The sequence below is a fragment of the Arcicella rosea genome, assembly GCF_040543805.1.
In the GTDB taxonomy this organism is placed as follows: Bacteria; Bacteroidota; Bacteroidia; order Cytophagales; family Spirosomataceae; genus Arcicella; species Arcicella rosea.
In genome coordinates this window covers 358601-376096 of sequence record NZ_JBEUMS010000001.1, presented here as the reverse complement: position 1 = coordinate 376096, position 17496 = coordinate 358601, and the positions used below count along the sequence as shown (strand labels likewise).

The following is a 17496-nucleotide window of genomic DNA, read 5'->3' as shown; positions in this document are numbered from 1 at the left end:
TAAGCTTTTAACTGATTTTTTAAGATTATAGTATATCAAAATTGATAATTCATCTTGAAAATGCTGACAGCTTTAGCTTTCAAAAGAGTAAAGATGGGAATAGAAGCGATTGATTTTTTTGTTATATTTACAGCATATCATCCTTTAGAAATCATGAAAGTTGACTCAACAAATAAGCCATATATTTTCAAGAAAGTAAAAACTTATTCCGCAGAAGAAATTATAGCGGCTGGAGGAACTACTGCTTTTGGCAAGTTGACGGGTCATACGCCAGAACGTTTAAATGATATACCTTTAGGAGAACCTTTAACAGAAGAAGAATACAAAAAAGCATTAAAGATGTTAAAAAGATAGATAAATGAATTTACTGTTCGACACTAATATTATCATTTCAATTGCTCGTTCGACAAATCCAGTGAAAGCAGTTGAACTATTAAATCCAAATGCTGAACTTATTTATATCTCAATTGCGAGTATTGCTGAAGTACAATCTATCGCTTTTCAAAATAATTGGTGAAGTGTTAAGTTAACTTCCTTAGAATATATTTTCAGTAATGTTACTGTAATAGAATTGACTGATATATTGATTGATGCTTATATCAATATTGACGCATTCAGTCAAAGAAATCATCCAAGTTTTCAGGAATTCCCTCATAAAACATCCAGAAATATGGGTAAAAATGACCTTTGGATTGCCGCTACAGCCTCTTTGTTAAATTTAACGCTAGTCACTACAGATTCAGACTTTGACCATCTCAATAATTATTTCCTCCAACTTTACAAACTAGAACCCAAAGATCTACGGAAATATCTTGCCAATTGAGTTGTTCTTCTGAAAGTATAAATCTCAATTTCTTTCTTAGTTACTTCTTCTAAAGTATGTAAAAAGATGCTTGCTGTTTGTGCTTGCCAAGCTTGAAAAGTCTCACTAATACTTTTGTGCTGAGGAAGATATTCAATAAAGCGTGAGAAATTAAAGGTAGTATCTGCAATACCAGCACCAGCACGTTCGCCATCTAAAGCATTAATTTGTTGTTCAATATGATTTGGCACAGGAACCATCATAATAGGTTTGCCCAAATACATAGCTTCGCAAACAGATTCAAAACCTGCTGTACAAACTAATCCAGCGCAATTTTGCATCATGTTCAAAAACTTGTCGGCATTTACTTGATGAAAAGTAAGATTTTCATGGCATTGCCATTCATTAGCAAACTCACGATTGTTCCAAAAACAATGTACTTCCACATTTCTGTGTTCAGCATGCCAATTGATAATATCTTCTGCTAATTTATGATGGGTAATGTAGGCTAGAAAATAAGGTCTAGTCGTAGGTTTTAACGCTTTTACTTCTTCACGCAAAAGCGGAGGAGTAACTACAATGTGGTTAGCATTATCTTCGGGCATTTCCACAAAAGATAATGCTAGTTTTTTTGTTGAATTTAGAGAGGTAAGATGGGTATTGAGATTTAATAAAAAACGGTCTATTTTTTTGTCAGGTAATGAAACAAATTGATTGTGAAGTAATAAATATTGATGACCTACACAAACAACTGGAATATTCGGACGATGAAATTGTGCATATAATCCACAAATAATATCGTAAAAATTCACGATAACATCTGGGCGATGCGTATTTACTTCTTCCGCTAAATATTGTACGCTTTTGCGGTACTTACTGAGTTTCAGCAAATGTGTTTTGATAGTATCCCAAACTTTTACCGCCTTGGTTTGTCCATAAACTAAACTTGGAGCTGCAAAAGTATTAATCGGAGCGTTGATTTTATCCGTAAAGAAAGTCGGTAAATTACGATTGTCTTCCATGCCAACCATTACAGAAACCACTTCATGCCCTGCGGCAGTCAGGATTTCAAAAAGAGAAATAGCCTGTGTTAAATGTCCACGACCTTCTCCTTGCACGACGAATAAATACTTGCTCATATTGGTTGTATGTTAAGAGATACTCATAAAAATTCCTTTGGCAGTTTTCATTGCCTCCGTATCTATTACTTCATCTGTTAATTCTTCTTCTAAATCCAGTGTGTTTTGGAGTAAATAAAGTAAATCCCAATTGCCTTGGTAGTCTTCAACCAAAGCTGTTAATGATTCTACCCAATCACCAGAATTCATATAAGTAATATCTTGAATCAAACGAATGTCTGGTTTGTGGATATGCCCACAAATAATGCCTTCGCAATGATTTGCTTTGGCTAATTCGATAAGTTTTTCTTCAAAATCCGAAACATAGTTTACCGCTTCCTTTACTCTTTGTTTAATTTTCTGCGAAAAAGAGTAATAAGAAAAACCTCGCCACTTACGATATTGGTTATATAGTTTGTTGATGGATAAAAGGAAATTATAACCAATATCGCCGAGGTAGGCGAGCCATTTCATTTGCGAAGTCACCGAATCAAAAATGTCTCCATGAGTAATAAAGAAGCTTTTTGAACCAGATTGTAAAATATAATCACGCTGAACGATAAAGTATTTTCCTAATTGAAAAGGGATGATTTGGTCTAAAAAATCATCATGATTTCCTCTCAGATAAATTACTTTGGTATTATGATTTTCAATCATTTTCAAGACAGCCCTGAAAAAAGCAGTATGTTTTTTCTTCCAAGAACCACCCTTTTTCAATTGCCAACCATCAATAATATCGCCATTCATAATTAAGGTTTCGCAGGAAATACTCTTCAAGAAAGCTGTTACTTCTTTAGCTTTTGAACCTTCTGAGCCTAGGTGAACATCAGAAATGATGACGGTTTTATATTGCTTTGGCGTTTTCATAATCCAAAGTTGTTATTTTACTTTAATCAGATGATTGCCAGAATATTAAAGGATTGTTAAGGATTAGTTTCTTGAAAATAAATAACCTACTCCTTTAATAGTGCGGATGTAATCTTCTCCGATTTTTTCACGAATCTTACGGATGTGTACATCCACAGTACGTTCTGTGACGTGAATGCCTTTGCCCCAAACACTTGAAAGTATTTCGTCTCGGGTATAAACCTTATTTGGGTTACTCACAAAGAACATCAACAAGTCGAATTCTTTTTTGGGTAAAGTCCATGAAGATTCCTTTACAGCGATAGAATAATTTTGGCGGTTAATGATTAAATCCTCCAAAACCACTTTTTCTTCTTCTAAGGTTTCGGCAATGTTGCGTTGAAAAACTGCTTTGATTCTGCTAATTAAAGCCCTAGGCTTTACAGGCTTGATGATGTAATCGTTCGCACCAATATCAAAAGCGGCAACTTCCGAATACTCTTCTGTTCTGGCGGTCAAGAATATCAGATAAGAATTCTTCAATTCTTTAGATTGTTTGATGATTCTGCCAGCTTCAATACCATCCATAACGGGCATCATAATGTCCATCAGAATCATGTCGGGCAAGAAATCTTGAGCTACTTGAATCCCTTGAAGACCATTTTCGGCAGTACGGATTTGAAAACCTTCTTTCTGTAGGTTGTATTCAAGTAATTCTAGAATATCTGGGTCGTCGTCAACCAATAAGATTTTCAGAGATAGGTCAATCATTTTTTATAATCTTAAAAAGTTTGATAAATTTTAACCAAACTTACTGCCCTAAGATTATCTCAGTGTTAAGCTTGAATTATGCTTTCTTTATGTTTATTATGAAACAAACATTGAAGTCATAAACCAAGTAAAATTGCGTTGAAAAACGCCTAGATAACGTCCTACTTTTTGCATGAGATGATTTGTTTTAATTTACGTCTCAAAAATAGTTTTCTAATGTAACCATATCATTAACAACACTTTACGTTTTTGTAAAAGATGCTGTTTGTATAAAAAATTAACACATCCATAATTATCTGATAATCATTGGACATTGTAATGTCTATTATTTTCGATTTCTAATATTAACCATGAAATCATGTCAGCTCAAAAACTCATATTCCTATATTCAGATTCCACTTTCACACCGTGGAAAGAAAATATTTTCGGAAGTACCATTGCTACTTTTTTGAAAGCTACACCAGATGACTACTATCCTTATGTAACACATTTTGTGGGTTTTACGACAGAATTTGCCGATTTCTTAAAGCAATTCGATGTAGTTTTTAATGTGTGTTATGGATTCGGAGAAGTCGGTCAGGCGGATATTGCTCGTTGGTTGGATAGCCATGCTATCAATCACACCGCAAGTACTTATGAAGTACAAATCTTAGCGAAAGACAAAATGAATCTTCCACAAATCTGTGAAGAAATACAAGTAAAAACGCCTCCTATTATTGAGCTTAGTGATGTAGCTTTTTTAGAGTACGAACGTTATATCGTAAAACATCGCATGGGGAGTTTACATTTGAATATGTTAGTTTTTGATGCTTCTGAAATACCTTATCAGACTTTAATGGAGAAGGAAGATTACATCATTCAACCTTATATTACTGGTCGTGAATTTACAGTTGGTGTAATTCCGAATGAAGACGGAACAGATTATATGGCTTTATCACCTTTAGAGATTCGTCCTGATGATAACAGAGAAGTATATATTGCAGGACAAGCCTATGGAGTGACTGAAAAAATATTGAATCCAGCAATGGAAGAAAGTATTCGTCAGGAAATTATGCAAAAGGTTTTGACTTTACACAAAACCATGAAAATAAGAGGAATGTCTAGAACAGATATTCGTATTCATAATGGGGAAATCTATGTATTGGATATTAATACAATGCCCAATTTAGATGCACGTAGTTTTTTACCAAGTATTGCCTTGAACGAAGGCATTGATTTAAAAGAACTTTTCCGTAGAATTTTATTAGTTACTAAATCAGCGTTTAGCTATGAGCTACGAGCTGTAAGTTATGAGATTTGAGCAATAAGCTTTGAGCCTTGAGCTTTGAGAAGTGAGTTTTGAGTTATCAGCTTTAATACTCCCTTTTAAAAGGTTTGCAGCTATAAAATCTCAAAGCTCATTGCTCAAGGCTCGCAGCTAATAGCTCACCGCTAATTTACAATTTCTTTACAATCCATCAGTAAAGTTTACAAAGGCTTAATTGTCAGACAACCAATAGCTTATCTTAAAAGACAATCTTTGCGAAACCAAACTGAAATTAGATGCAAAGACGTGATTTACTTCGCCAGATGGGGCTTGTAGCTGGCGGTTTATCCATTCCGAATTTTGTAAAAGCAAAAGAGCAAACCAATACTCCGAAAAGAGTACTAAGAGTTGCGCATATTACAGACGTACACATTGAGGAAGCCATTCCTTTGGTAAATTCTTCAAAAGGTTTTGCGAAATGTTTACATCATATTCAAGATGTAGTAAAACCTGATTTGATTATAAACTCTGGCGACTGTGTGATGGATGCACATAAACATAGAAAAGGAAATGTGAAAAAACAGTGGAATTTATTCAATGATGTGCTGAAAGCTGAAAACTCTTTGCCTGTTTTCCACAGTGTTGGTAACCATGATATTTGTTGCGAAGGCGATAGCCAAAGTAGCTTTGAAGATGGCAAAAAATGGGCAATGGACGAAATGGGCATGGATAAGCGTTATTATAGCTTTGATAATAAAGATTGGCATTTTGTGATGTTGGATAGTGTTCAGAAAAAGAAAGATGGTTCTTGGTACACGGCCAATGTTGATGAAGAACAATTCGACTGGCTGAAAAAAGACCTTAAAGTTTTACCAGCTAATAAACCAACAATGGTAATCTCGCACATTCCTATTTTAGCGGCTTGTGTCTTTTTTGATGGAAACAATATGAAAGAAAAAGATGGGCGTTGGGAAGTACCGGGAAGTTGGATGCACACTGATTCTAAACAATTAGCAGAACTTTTTCATGACCATAAAAATGTAAAACTCGCCGTTTCGGGCCATATACATTTAAGTGACCGTGTGGATTATAATGGTGTTTCGTATTGTTGTAATGGTGCTGTTTCTGGTAGATGGTGGTTTGGAAAATACCAGCATACCGAAGCGGGCTATGCAGTAATTGATTTATACGACGATGGTTCGTTTACAAATAATTATGTGAGCTATTAGTTGTAGTTGTGAGTTAGTGAATTGTGAGTTATGGAGTTAGTTAATTAATGATTATTTTTGAAGTAAGTAGTAATATAAATTCTAAATAAGAATTAGTGATTTACCTATTCACTAACTCACAATTCACAACTCACTCAATCACTCATTACTTCAAATATCCATATTCAATAGCAAGTTTGATTAGCCCTGCTACGTTTTTTACTTCAAATTTTGCTAATAAATTACTTCTGTGCGTTTCTACGGTTTTGTCGCTGATGAAAAGCGTTGTGGCTATTTCTTTTGTCGTTAAACCTTTTCCGATAAGGTCAAGTATTTCTCTTTCTCTTCTAGTAAATCGAATCTGATAAAGGCTTTTTTCTTGTTGTTTTTGTCGTGTCAATCCCCTCATGATGATGTTCATCACTTCTTCACTTTGGTAAGTATTGCCTTCGTAAACTGTTCTAATGGCTTTTTGTAATTCTTCGGTACCAGTATTTTTCAAAATATAGCCTGAAGAACCATTTTTAATCATTTTCGTGATAAAGCTTTCATCATTATACATCGACATCGCCAATACTTTTACAGGAGGATAATTGTCTGAAATATACTTACAGACATCCAAACCACTGTCTTCGCCAAGGTTGATGTCTAGCAGCACAACATCAATGCTATTTGCTGCTAAAAAAACCTTAACTTGTTCAGCCGTTTTGCATTCACCAACTACTTCAAAATCTGAAACAGGCGATAACAATGATGCTACTCCCTCCGTGAAAATTTTATGGTCATCAACTAATAAAATGCGTATCATTACGTGATTAATATTTGGCAAATATATATTTATACTAATATGAAGAACCTTCTTTTATCTCCTAAAATAACAATATTTTTTTTGCTTCTCAAGGTTTCTTTTGCAATTTCCCAAGATGAGTACCCTAGTTTAAGTAATAACTATACTAAAACTCAATTAGACCAGCTGCTACAAAAATATCAAAACAAAAAAGATACGCTTGGACTAGCCTATACTTATTGGAGTTATGCCAAAAGTGAAGAGAAACAGTACGGACTGAATTATTCTCCGCTTACGAACCTCCGTAAAAGCATGGAGTGTTTTCTAATAATGAAAGATTCGGCTAATTTTTACAATATACGAGGTGCTTTGGGCTCTTATTTTATGGATAGACCTTTTATTAAAGAGTATGCAAAAGAATATATAAAGAGTGCTGTTGATTATTTCAGAGTAAAAAATCAACCAATTAGTGAAATTGGGCATTTAGTGAATTTAGCCAATATTGATATTCACGAGAATAATTTCAAAAATGTAAAAGAAATCCTTGATAGGGTTGAAATGCTTAATAAAAAAGTAAAAGATGAGGCATACGAAGGGAGACTCCATTCTTCTTATTCTGATTATTATTATCGTATTGCAAAGTATGACGAATCGCTCAAACATGCTGAAATAAGTTATAGAGTAGGCAAAAAACTACAAATTGATTGGTTGGAGGCACTTTCGCTTTACGTAAAATCTAAATGTTATGATGCTTTAAATAATCAGGAAGAAAGACTTGCCACTTTATTAGAAAGTCAAAAAATTGTTGAAAGTAATAGCATGTTGATACAATTGCAAAAAGAAGTGTATTACGAAATTCAAAACTATTACTTCAAGCAAAAGAATTTTCAGAAGGCTTATGACTTTATGAATAAAGCCAGAAAAACCACTGAAGAAATCTATTTCTCTAAAATGGAAAGCGATGTTCGTGCTTTTAGCGAATATAATTTACTGGAAAAACAGCGCATGGTGGTTTCTAAAATTGCTTTAGAAAAGAAACTCGCCGACATAGAATTAGACAAACTTTTGATTCGCCAACAAATGTATATTGTCTTAATTATTTTGGCGATTCTATTGATTGGTGTGCTGACTTACGCCTATTTTAGCAGACAAAGGTTTAATCGTTTAGATGCCGAGAAGGTAAAGAAAAATATTCAAATCGAAACACTTCGTGCTTTGATTAACGGACAAGAAATAGAAAGACTGCGTATTTCGCAAGAACTTCATGATGGCTTAGGGACTTTATTATCCAGAATTAAATTCCAGACAGAAAATATCAATACTTCTAAAGACCAAATTGCGGAAATGATAGATGATGCCTGTGCAGAAGTACGTATTATTTCAAGTAATTTACAACCAAATGCACTGACCCAATTTGGTTTAATTCGTTCGATAGATGATTTGATTTTAAAACAAAACAGTACTTCACCGAATATTATTTTTCAACATTTTGGGAAGGAATTTGAGATTTCGCCTGAAAGTAGCTTAATGATTTTTAGAATTATTCAAGAATTGATGACGAATGCCCTCAAACATGCTGAAGCTTCTGAAATTCTGATTCAGATTGTTTATCAAGAAGAAAGAACCTTGACCATTACAGTTGAAGATGACGGAAAAGGTTTTGACGATAACAAAGTACAGCCAGAGAATAATGGATGGAATAATATTCGTTCAAGAGTAAATTATTTACATGGTATCATCACTTTGCATTCAGAACCTACTGCTGGAACATCCGTAACGATTTCAATTCCTTTTGTTTGATAAGAAAAACGCTCAATGCTAAATGTTTTCGATTCAGCATTGAGCGTCAATATTATTTAATTTATAAAACTCCTCTTTTCATTTTGTCTAGAGTCTTCTCTAAACTACTACTTTCTTCCCCATATTTTTTTAAGGTTTCTACTGCATTTGTTTCCCATTGAATCGCTTCTTCTTTTTTCCCAGTCTTATAAAGTAAACAAGCATAAGTATCCATCATCATTGGGTTTTGTTGATGATTTACATCAGGCGAAAGTGCTTCGTAGATCTCCATAGACCTCTTCGACCATCTTAAAGCGTTTAATAAGTTTTCTGAATTGTTGGTATATTTATAATAAGAAAAAGCAACATTATTCAATTGTCGGGCATAACCTATGTAAAAAGGGGTATAAGTGGTGGACACGACAGCGATACCATTTTGCTCTTTTTTCTTCGTTTCAAGTATAGCATTTCGCTCTTTATCTTCTCTTTTTTTCAAATTATCTACCGATACATTCATCAACAAATAATCACAAAAAGCCTGAGAATCTCTTAAATATGCAGTAGTGTCTTTAATAGCTTCAAAGAAACTTAACTGATAAGTATATCTTTTGAAACTTCCTTTTTCAAAACCAGCAGTATTGACATTTTCTATAAAACCACCTATCTGATACGCCAAAGCTTTGTCCTTATTTTTCATCGCAATGGTATTAGTACTTTGTATGATTTTGTTGTTAATATTTACTCTTTCTTTTAAAGAATAAGTGAAAAATAAGCTATCAACTGTTTTTTTAGAAAAAAGATTTAATAAGAGTTTTCTACCAATATTGTTCAATGGTAAAGCTTGTTCGGTGAGGAATTTAGCCATTTCAATCGTTGAAAGTTCTGCTAAAGTTTGCATCTGAAGGTATTCATCCACCAATTCATAAGCTTCAATATCAAACTTGTTTCTTTCTTCAATAATTTTTCTGAGCAGTTCTTTACTTCTATCACCTTTTTTGTATTTCAATTCTAATTCTTTTAAAGTATTATTCTTTGAGAGCTCAATGGCTTTATCGGCTAATTCTAAATAAAAAGCTGGATCAGAAGTAGTAGAGTTTACTTTTCGTAAAACAAATCCATCAGCATCTAAAAAAAACGAACCCATCGAAAAGTTATTTAGTTGGTTTTTTTCAAGGATTTTTTTGAAGATTTCATCTTCTTGTTTTACAGAAACAGCAATGACATTGAGTGCATATTTTTCTTTTAAAAGAGTACTAGAAAGTCCTTTTTGAGCTACTTCATTACATTGATTACAACTAGCAGCATTTACTTGAACAAAAATGAGTTTTTTGTCTTTTTGTGCTTTAGAGATTAACTTTTCATAAGAAGGGAAATTGTCAAATTGTACTTGTGCACAAAGGTTTGAAAGTGTAAAAAAAGTACATAACAGTACGATGTAAAAAACGGAGTGTTTCATAGTGATAGAAATGTTAAATGTTGAATTAATAAGGTATTACACAAAGCTACTAAAAAACTATCTATAGAATAGCAAGTATTTTTGCTTTACTAAAGTATTCCTCCAATAATGTTAATCAATTGTTTGTTTTATTTACCTTAGTGCCGTACTTTTAAAGCAATGTTCCATCGTATTTTATCATATTTTAAACATACACAAGCATGAAAGCAATCACCTTTATTATTCTCTTACTCGTTTCCTTAACAAGTTTTGCACAAACCGATAGCGCAAAAGTAAAAGACATCAAAAAACTTCTTGAAGTAAGCGGTACTGCTAAGGCTGTCAAAACAATGATGACACAATACATGAGTATGATGAAAACAAACCCGGCTTACAAGGATGCTCCAGAAGGTTTTTTTGATAAAGTACTTACTACGATTGATTTCGACGAACTTATAATGTTATATGTACCTATTTATGACAAGCATTTCACCCATAGTGAAATAAAAGAATTGATAGCATATCATGAAAGTCCGATAGGAAAAAAAGTAATTGAAAAACAACCACTCATCATGGCTGATTCCATGCAAATGGGTAAAGCATTTGGAGAAAAACTAGGAATGAAAGTATATCAACAAATGCTAGAAGAAAAAGGTGAAGCAGAAGAAACCGAAGAAGAAGAAAATAAATAAACCGTAGCACGAGTTTCCAACTCGTGCTTTTTTAGGATGTGACAGGGAAGTGTGTTGTTTTATGCGTTCCAAATTTCCCAAGCTTTTTCTGCTTGTCCGTGAAGCATTTCTAAACCGAAATGGACACCCTTTGCACCATTTTCAAGTCCTTTTTTTAAGAAAGTAGTCTCCAAAGGATTATAAACGATGTCATACAACAAATGTTTATCTGTCAATAAATGATATGGTATTGCAGGAAAGTTTTCTGTTTTAGGATACATTCCTAAAGGAGTAGTATTCACAATAAAAAGATGTTCTTTCATTACTTCTTCAGTCAATTCTTCATAAGTAATGGTATCTTCTTCTTTAGTTCTTGATACATATTGTGTTGCTAAACCCAAATCTTGCAAAGCTTGAATAATTGCTTTTGCTGCGCCACCTTTTCCTAATACTAAAGCTTTCTGTGGTAAGATTTCTTGAAAGTCAGCCCACTTTTCTAAAGTCCAACGAAAACCCCAATAATCAGTATTAAAACCTTTGGTAGAACCATCAGGCATAATTTTGATAGTATTAACCGCACCGATTTTTAAAGCGGCTTCATCTACAGCATCCAAAAAAGGAATAACATTTTGTTTATGAGGGATGGTAACGTTCAAACCTTTTAGTTGTGGACTATTACTTTTTAATAAAGCAGGAAAATCTTGAATGTTTTCTAATTCAAATTTTTCATAAGTATGGGTGTCGGCAATGCCTAATTGTTGGAATTTTTCAGTGAAGTATCCTTTAGAAAATGAATGTCCAAGCGGATAACCAATAAGTCCGTAAAGATTCATGTTGATTGTTTTTTGCCTTGAAGCGTACGCTATAAGCTTTGTTGAAAATTGTTATTTTGAATGTATTAATCACTAAATCACTCATTCATTCAAACGCTCAATTAATTACATCCCTTTACTTTCCATAAAAGATTGTAAAATGATTGTCGCAGAAATTTTATCAATATTTCCTTTTTCACGGCGGTCTTTTTTCGAATATCCGCTTGTAATCATGGCACTCATTGCCATCGACGAAGTAAAACGTTCGTCATGTAAATGAATGGGCATATCAGGAAATGCTTTTTTCAGACCTTTTACAAAGCCTTTTACTTGTGGCGTATTGTTGGTGTCTTCTCCATCTAAGTTGACAGGCATTCCCACAACCATCGCTTCAACTTCTTCACGGGCAATATATGCCTTCAAAAATTCCAAGACATCTTTGCTATGAATGGTATCTAAAGCAGAAGCAATAATTTTTAAAGGGTCGGTTACTGCCAAACCTACTCTCTTACTGCCATAATCTATGGCTAAAATTCTTCCCATTGTATTTGAATTACTTCAGCCATTACTCTTTTAAATATTCAAGAGAAAGAAATTGAATTGGAAAAAATCTTTCTTCAGAATAGTAGAGCTAGGGTTGAAGTATTTTTGATTTATTATCTTACAAAGTTACATCATTTTATTGGGCAAATATTTTCCGAAAGGATTCATCGTTATTAAAAAACCTATTCCTGCTGAAAAAGGTAGAACATTATATGCTTTTTAAGAATTTATTGGTATTTTGTTGTTAAAATAATTTTTTGATTAAAAGATGAAGGAAAATAAGCCCGTAAATAATTCTCCAATGAGTGTCAGACTTCCCATTATCATTGCTTTTACTTTGGTGATAGGTATGCTTGTTGGTGCCAATTTCTTTGGTGGTCAGTCGAGGATGAATAATGTTGCAAAAGGTATTGCAAAATATCGTGAAGTACTTTCTTTGGTTGAAACCAATTATGTAGATTCTGTCAGTACAGATTCTTTGGTAGAGTTTTCTATCAAAAAAATGTTAGAGAAATTAGACCCTCATACTTCCTATTTTTCAACAGAAGATGTAGCAGCGGCACGTTCACAATTAGAGTCCGGTTTTGATGGCATTGGTATTGAATTCAATGTTTTTAATGATACCGTTTATGTTGTTAATGCGATGGTGGGTGGTCCTTCGGATGTAGTAGGCATTAAAAGTGGCGACCGATTGATAAAAGCAGATGGTGTTTCACTGATTGGACAAAAAGTAAATTCAAGTTTGATATTTAGTAAACTCAGAGGACCAAGAGGAAGCGAAGTAAACCTTGAAATTGTAAGAAACGGGGAAAGTAAAGTCAGAACTTTTACGGTTACTCGTGATAGAATCCCTTCTTATTCAATCAATGCAGGATTTATGATGGATAACCAAACGGGATATATCAAAGTTGATCGTTTTACAGAATCTACTTATGATGAATTTAAAAAAGTATTAACTTCTTTGAAATCGCAAGGTTTAAAAAGATTAGTACTTGATTTACGTGGAAACCCTGGAGGATATAAAGACCGTGCCGAGAAAATGGTTGATGAATTGTTATCAGACGATAGACTGATTGTTTACACAGATGGCAAAGGCACAAAGTTTGATTCACAAACTTTTACTCGTCAAGAAGGTATTTTTGAAAAAGGAGCAGTGATTGTATTAGTAGATGAAAACAGTGCTTCGGCTTCTGAAATTGTAGCAGGAGCTTTGCAAGATAATGATCGTGCTTTGATTGTCGGCAGACGTTCGTTTGGAAAAGGTTTGGTACAAATGCCAATTACTTTACATGATGGTTCAGAATTAAGATTGACTATTTCGAGATATTACACGCCAAGTGGCAGAAGTATTCAAAAACCTTATGCTTTAGGAAAAGAAGAAGATTACGAAAAAGACTATGAACAACGAATAAAAAGCGGAGAATTTTTTAGTTCTGACAGTATCAAATTTAACGAGAAATTAAAATATAAAACTGTTGCGGGTAGAATAGTTTATGGTGGCGGTGGTATCACACCAGATGTATTTGTGGCAAGAGACACTACTTATTATTCTAAGTATTTAACCGAATTATTTAGCAAGAATGTCATCAGAGAATATGCTTTGAATTATGCAAATAACAATTTGAAGGCTTTGGATAAACTTAGTTTCAAGGATTTTTCAAAACAATTTGTTGTGACTGATGCCATGATGGCAGATTTACAAAAACTGGCAACACAAGCAAAAATCAAATATTCAGCCAAAGATTATGAGCGTTCAGCCAATTATATCCGAGGACAAGTAAAAGCTTTAGTGGCTAGAAATATTTGGCAAAGAAAAACCAACAGAACCTTGAATAATGAATATTATCAAGTATTGATGTCTTTTGATGAAACATTGCAAAAAGCATTACAAAACTTTGAAAAAGCAGAAAAACTAGCTCGTGGTGAAATGGTTGAAACCCTTACGCATTCGGGTAAGCAGTAGTAATACCTTATTAAACTTGCAACATTGAATAGGAGATTAAAAAGAGCATTAGTTAGAGAAAATGCAAAATCACAACGTAAAAGTAGAAAACTAAATCGGGATAAAGTAAAATCATTTATTCGTTTTATGCTTTTACTTTGGATTGGTATTTCTCTGTTTATTTTTAGTATAATTTTATTTCAAGTGGTTAACCGAAATTCGGTTAGAGACGCTGTGTTAAAAAATCCTGTTGAAACTAGAGCGGTTATTGTTAGAAAGAAGAGTTCATCAAGAAGAAGTATTGGTTCTCTTGGGGAGTTTAAATTCTCTATTGCTGGAGAAAGTTATGTAGGTACAACTTTTAAAAGTTACGAAGGAGAAATAGGTCAAACAATTTGTGTCCAATACTTAGCAAGTAATCCTGAACAAAACATATCTTGCAAAGATTTAACTTATGAATCAATAAAAGAAGATGTTATTTTTTCGTCTCTCAAGGCTTGTTTATTGATAGTAGTAATAACAACTGTTATGTTTACTTTCTGGGTGATTTTTAACTATAAAGAGTTTTTAAAAGAGTTTACTTAAAAAATAAAATCCCCTACAAACACGGTTTGCAGGGGATTTTTATTAAATACTTTCCGTACATATCTTCACGTACGAAAATTAGATTTAGGCGATTTCGTATCCTTTATCTTTCAATATTCTATCTAATAATTTCTTATCGCTATCATTATTAAATACTGTGAATGGCAAGTAAATAAATTGATATTGACCCATATCTAAGATAAATGCTTCTTTGGTTTTTCTAGCATTTTTAATCATATCCCATTTAATAACGCCTCCTTCTGTGTCATTCAATTTCATCAAAATCTGGCGACTGTCAATTTCGTAACGATATTTACTAAAAAGTTGCTTGTATTGTTCTAATTGAGTAACACCTGTAAATTGAATTGCCCAGAAAATCAAATAAGCTAATGCCCCGATAATTGTTAAAACATAAATCCAGTAATTATGATAAACACCAGTAAGGTTTACGATTACGTTGATAAAAATTAATGCTAAAGGCACAAATCCCCAATACCATTGATTTTTAATGAGTTGCATCATGTTTATTCCGATGAATTTATTTTTTTCAAGGGCAAACTTTTTGGTTTTGATTGCTAACGGATTTGATTGAATTGGTTGTTGTACTCGTCTTTGTTGTGACTGAGCGTATCCTTTTGCCATGTCTGTAATAAAATTTGGTGATTCAGAACACAAAGGTACAAAAAATAAGGAAGTTTTGTAGTGAAGAGCTTTATCAGCATCAAATTAATGATTTCATCATACAATTCTTGGACTGTAATTAATTTAAGTACAAGATGAAATTATGGGTAAATTACCTTTAATGATTTGTTTTAGGTGCTTTTGAATGCTAATTTTAACATCTTAATGAAAAAATATCCAAGACTTTTCAAGAATTGTAAATTATGGAACTTATCGAAAGCCAAATCCTGAGTCAGACACAAGTACTTCAAAAAATTAGAAGAATTGCTTTTGAAATTTATGAAAATAATTTTGAAGAGTCGGATATTGTCATTGCTGGAATCAGAGGGCAAGGTCATGCTTTCGCTAAATTATTAGCATCTACACTTAGAGAGATTTCTCCTTTAGAAGCCAGTGCCGTATTGATTGATGTCGATAAAGATATTACTTACGAAAGTCCAGTAGAATTTGACTGCGACGAAAGATTTTTAGAGCGCAAAACCATCATCGTTGTTGACGACGTACTGAATAGTGGCAGAACATTAGCTTATTCATTATCTCCATTTTTAAGTATTCCCGTAAAACGCATTCAAGTAGCTGTAATTGTTGATAGAAATTATCGTCGTTTTCCTATCATGGCCGACTACGTGGGTTATGAACTTTCAACAACTTTAAGCGAATACGTTTCTGTTGTGTTAGATGACGAAAGCAGAATGGGTGTTTACCTTAAATAAACTTATAATTGGCTGATGATATTCATCAACCAATCAGCTTTGAAGAATAAGCCTAAAATTGGTAAAACCAAAAGTATTGCTAAGGCTAATTGTCCGATATTGAGTTTAAAAGTTTTGCCTTCTTCACTTTCTTTAAAGAACATCAAGAAAGGAATTTTTAAGTAGAAGAATAAAGAAATTACAGTATTCAGTAAGCCAAAAGCGAAGAGTAATAATAAGATTTGTTTTCCTGATAATTGGTAGGCTTCCCAAAGTGCTGAAAATACATTGAGTTTCGCAAAGAAACCAGCAGTAGGAGGTAAACCTGCCAATGAAATCATCACGATTACAACCAATGTACCAAACAATGGATTGATTCTTCCTAATCCTTTAAAATTGTCGATAGAGAATTTTGAAGAATTTTCTGGAACATCATTGCCAGTTCTATTAGCGGCTAAATCAATCAACAAAAAGGCTGAAAAATTAGTAAACAAACTTACGATTAAGTAAAAAACTACACTTTTTACTCCTAATTCAGAAAGCGTTACCAAGCCAATCAACATAAAACCTGTATGAGCAATGGTTGAATAAGCCAATAATCTTTTGGTATCTTTTTGCCATAAAGCCGAGAAATTCCCGAAAGTAATACTTGCCAAAGCGATTACAGCTGTAAGTACTTGCAAGTCGTTCGGAACAGCAGAGTAAAAACGAATAATGACAAGAAAAGCTGCAATTTTTGGTGCTACAGCAAAGAAAGCGACAATCGGAGTGGGAGCAGATTGATACACATCGGGTGTCCAGATATGAAATGGACTCGCTGATATTTTAAATAAAAATCCACAAAGTGTTAGTACAATCGCAATGGTTGAAGCAATATTATCTGTTTGAGCAATCCCTCTTGAAAAGTCTGGCGAAGCAATGTTTAAAGTGCCCGTCATGCCATATAATAATGACATTCCATAAAGCATAACTGCCGAAGCAGCTGCACCAAATAGGATATATTTTAAACCACCTTCAGAAGCCTTTTTCGTTTTATTAAATGCTGTAAGAATATAGGATGAAATAGAAACGATTTCGATAGAAAGGTAAATCATTAATAAATTCACCGACATCGTCATTAGATTTAAACCAATCAACACACTAATTATCAAAGGGTAGAATTCGCCAGCGTATTTTCTTTTTGAAACATAAATATGTGCCAATAGAATAATGACAGAAAGTGTACAGAGTACTTTAAAGAAAATGGCTTTGCTATCTAATATCAGCATTTGTCCAAACAAAAATGTATCATTTGTATTTGAAAATTGTTGCACAATTTGATTCAGAGCAATTAAAACTGAAATTAAAGAGATACCCCACAACGTATTTTGATAAGCGTTTTCGTTAGTACTTTCAGATAAATCAAATTTTTGAGAAGCGTATTTATAAAGGAATAATTCAGCAATAATAAGGAGTAAAAAGACCGCCCCCAGAAAGACTTCTGGAGAAATGATGCTCAAACTATCAAGAATATGGGCAAGTAAATCGGGTAAGTATATTATTTTGGTCATTATTTTTCTTCGCAAGCGTGTTTTATTC

The 17496-nt window shown here is 33.4% G+C and carries 19 protein-coding genes; 10 read left to right on the top strand and 9 right to left on the bottom strand.

The genetic code is table 11. The features are described from left to right. Nucleotides 1-60 precede the first annotated feature (60 nt). The 3 genes from ABID42_RS01735 to ABID42_RS01725 are packed head-to-tail and all read left to right on the top strand — an operon-like array spanning nt 61 to nt 823. A complete protein-coding gene (locus ABID42_RS01735) occupies nt 61-354 on the top strand; it encodes a hypothetical protein (RefSeq protein ID WP_367282179.1) in 294 nt (97 codons plus the stop codon). A 4-nt stretch (nt 355-358) separates the two neighbouring features. Continuing rightward, complete coding sequence (locus ABID42_RS01730; protein WP_367282178.1) at nt 359-517, top strand: hypothetical protein; 159 nt, start codon at nt 359-361, stop codon at nt 515-517. A gap of 54 nt (nt 518-571) precedes the next feature. Further along, nucleotides 572-823, top strand: a complete 252-nt coding sequence (locus tag ABID42_RS01725) for a PIN domain-containing protein (protein ID WP_367282177.1) — start codon at nt 572-574, stop codon at nt 821-823. Here ABID42_RS01725 and ABID42_RS01720 read toward each other — a convergent pair. The 3 genes from ABID42_RS01720 to ABID42_RS01710 all read right to left on the bottom strand — a co-directional run bounded on the left by ABID42_RS01720 (nt 778) and on the right by ABID42_RS01710 (nt 3537). Further along, the gene (locus tag ABID42_RS01720; protein ID WP_367282176.1) at nt 778-1941 is read right to left on the bottom strand and encodes a glycosyltransferase family protein; all 1164 of its coding nucleotides are present in this window, start codon (nt 1939-1941) and stop codon (nt 778-780) included. The two genes, ABID42_RS01725 and ABID42_RS01720, sit on opposite strands and share 46 nt — an antisense overlap. A gap of 12 nt (nt 1942-1953) precedes the next feature. After that, nucleotides 1954-2787 (bottom strand): UDP-2,3-diacylglucosamine diphosphatase, encoded by an 834-nt coding sequence (locus tag ABID42_RS01715; protein WP_323257173.1) that lies wholly within the window; start codon nt 2785-2787, stop codon nt 1954-1956. A 63-nt stretch (nt 2788-2850) separates the two neighbouring features. Further along, nucleotides 2851-3537, bottom strand: coding sequence for a response regulator (locus tag ABID42_RS01710; RefSeq protein WP_323330506.1), 687 nt, complete (start codon nt 3535-3537; stop codon nt 2851-2853). 358 nt (nt 3538-3895) lie between these two features. Here ABID42_RS01710 and ABID42_RS01705 point away from each other — a divergent pair, with 358 nt between their 5' ends. Beyond that, nucleotides 3896-4837: an ATP-grasp domain-containing protein gene (locus tag ABID42_RS01705; protein WP_367282175.1), complete on the top strand. Its 942-nt coding sequence runs from the start codon at nt 3896-3898 to the stop codon at nt 4835-4837. A 242-nt stretch (nt 4838-5079) separates the two neighbouring features. After that, on the top strand, nt 5080-6012 hold the full coding sequence (locus ABID42_RS01700) for a metallophosphoesterase family protein (RefSeq protein ID WP_367282174.1): 933 nt from the start codon (nt 5080-5082) through the stop codon (nt 6010-6012). Between the two features lie 145 nt (nt 6013-6157). On the opposite strand, the gene ABID42_RS01695 is transcribed toward ABID42_RS01700, so the two are convergent. After that, nucleotides 6158-6799: a response regulator gene (locus ABID42_RS01695; RefSeq protein WP_367282173.1), complete on the bottom strand. Its 642-nt coding sequence runs from the start codon at nt 6797-6799 to the stop codon at nt 6158-6160. Nucleotides 6800-6880: 81 nt separating this feature from the next. Here ABID42_RS01695 and ABID42_RS01690 point away from each other — a divergent pair, with 81 nt between their 5' ends. Beyond that, entirely contained in the window at nt 6881-8578 is a 1698-nt protein-coding gene (locus ABID42_RS01690) for a sensor histidine kinase (protein WP_367282172.1), read from the top strand. 61 nt (nt 8579-8639) lie between these two features. Here the strand turns inward: ABID42_RS01690 and ABID42_RS01685 are convergent, their stop codons facing one another. Further along, the gene (locus tag ABID42_RS01685) at nt 8640-10013 is read right to left on the bottom strand and encodes a hypothetical protein (RefSeq protein ID WP_367282171.1); all 1374 of its coding nucleotides are present in this window, start codon (nt 10011-10013) and stop codon (nt 8640-8642) included. Nucleotides 10014-10213: 200 nt separating this feature from the next. Between ABID42_RS01685 and ABID42_RS01680 the strand changes: the two genes are divergently transcribed. Next, nucleotides 10214-10684, top strand: coding sequence for a DUF2059 domain-containing protein (locus ABID42_RS01680; RefSeq protein ID WP_367282170.1), 471 nt, complete (start codon nt 10214-10216; stop codon nt 10682-10684). Nucleotides 10685-10743: 59 nt separating this feature from the next. Here ABID42_RS01680 and ABID42_RS01675 read toward each other — a convergent pair whose 3' ends face one another. Then, nucleotides 10744-11496 (bottom strand): shikimate dehydrogenase family protein, encoded by a 753-nt coding sequence (locus ABID42_RS01675; protein WP_367282169.1) that lies wholly within the window; start codon nt 11494-11496, stop codon nt 10744-10746. Between the two features lie 105 nt (nt 11497-11601). Further along, nucleotides 11602-12018: a Holliday junction resolvase RuvX gene (gene ruvX, locus ABID42_RS01670; protein WP_323257160.1), complete on the bottom strand. Its 417-nt coding sequence runs from the start codon at nt 12016-12018 to the stop codon at nt 11602-11604. A 301-nt stretch (nt 12019-12319) separates the two neighbouring features. On the opposite strand from ruvX, the gene ABID42_RS01665 reads away from it, so the two are divergent. Both ABID42_RS01665 and ABID42_RS01660 read left to right on the top strand, forming a co-directional pair. Next, complete coding sequence (locus tag ABID42_RS01665; RefSeq protein ID WP_367282168.1) at nt 12320-13981, top strand: S41 family peptidase; 1662 nt, start codon at nt 12320-12322, stop codon at nt 13979-13981. A 24-nt stretch (nt 13982-14005) separates the two neighbouring features. Continuing rightward, entirely contained in the window at nt 14006-14545 is a 540-nt protein-coding gene (locus ABID42_RS01660) for a hypothetical protein (RefSeq protein WP_367282167.1), read from the top strand. An 84-nt stretch (nt 14546-14629) separates the two neighbouring features. Here ABID42_RS01660 and ABID42_RS01655 read toward each other — a convergent pair whose 3' ends face one another. Then, nucleotides 14630-15187 (bottom strand): YcxB family protein, encoded by a 558-nt coding sequence (locus tag ABID42_RS01655; protein ID WP_323257154.1) that lies wholly within the window; start codon nt 15185-15187, stop codon nt 14630-14632. A gap of 242 nt (nt 15188-15429) precedes the next feature. Here ABID42_RS01655 and ABID42_RS01650 point away from each other — a divergent pair, with 242 nt between their 5' ends. Beyond that, the gene (locus tag ABID42_RS01650) at nt 15430-15939 is read left to right on the top strand and encodes a phosphoribosyltransferase family protein (protein WP_367282166.1); all 510 of its coding nucleotides are present in this window, start codon (nt 15430-15432) and stop codon (nt 15937-15939) included. A 2-nt stretch (nt 15940-15941) separates the two neighbouring features. Here ABID42_RS01650 and ABID42_RS01645 read toward each other — a convergent pair whose 3' ends face one another. Further along, a complete protein-coding gene (locus ABID42_RS01645) occupies nt 15942-17468 on the bottom strand; it encodes an NADH-quinone oxidoreductase subunit N (RefSeq protein WP_367282165.1) in 1527 nt (508 codons plus the stop codon). Between the last annotated feature and the right edge of the window lie 28 nt (nt 17469-17496).